Annotated in this window: 2 protein-coding genes; both read right to left on the minus strand. The window is 64.5% G+C overall.

What is annotated here, in order from left to right:
- Window positions 1-257 (minus strand): biotin carboxylase N-terminal domain-containing protein (locus AC5ZGW_RS46885; protein WP_496114236.1); only part of this gene is annotated, 257 nt, incomplete at its 3' end.
- Between the two features lie 2 nt (window positions 258-259).
- Window positions 260-496: carboxyl transferase domain-containing protein (locus AC5ZGW_RS46890; RefSeq protein ID WP_496114237.1), on the minus strand; the 237-nt coding region annotated here is incomplete at its 5' end.

Genomic DNA, 496 nt, shown 5'->3' on the forward strand with positions numbered 1-496 from the left:
GACAGGAAGCCGTAGCCGGGATGGACGGCCTCGGCGCCGGTCTTGCGGCAGGCCTCGACGATCTTCTCGATCACCAGGTAGCTCTCGGCCGCCGCCGGCGGGCCGATCAACACGGCCTCGTCGGCCATCTCGACATGCAGCGCATCGCGGTCGGCCTCGGAGTAGACCGCGACCGTCTCAATCCCCATGCGGCGCGCGGTCTTGATGACCCGGCAGGCGATTTCGCCGCGATTGGCGATCAGAATGCGTTTGAACATGATTACAACGGCAAATTGTCGTGCTTCTTCGCCGGCGCTTCGACCTTCTTGTCCTTGAGCATCGCGAGTGCCCGCGCGATCCGCCGTCTTGTCGAATGCGGCATGATGACGTCGTCGATGTAGCCGCGCTCGGCGGCGATGAAGGGGGAGAGGAAGCGGTCCTCGTATTCCTTGGTGCGCGCGGCGATCTTGTCGGGGTCGCCGATGTCGGAGCGGAAGATGATCTCGACCGCGCCCTT

The sequence above is a fragment of the Bradyrhizobium sp. Crot121 genome, assembly GCF_059512385.1.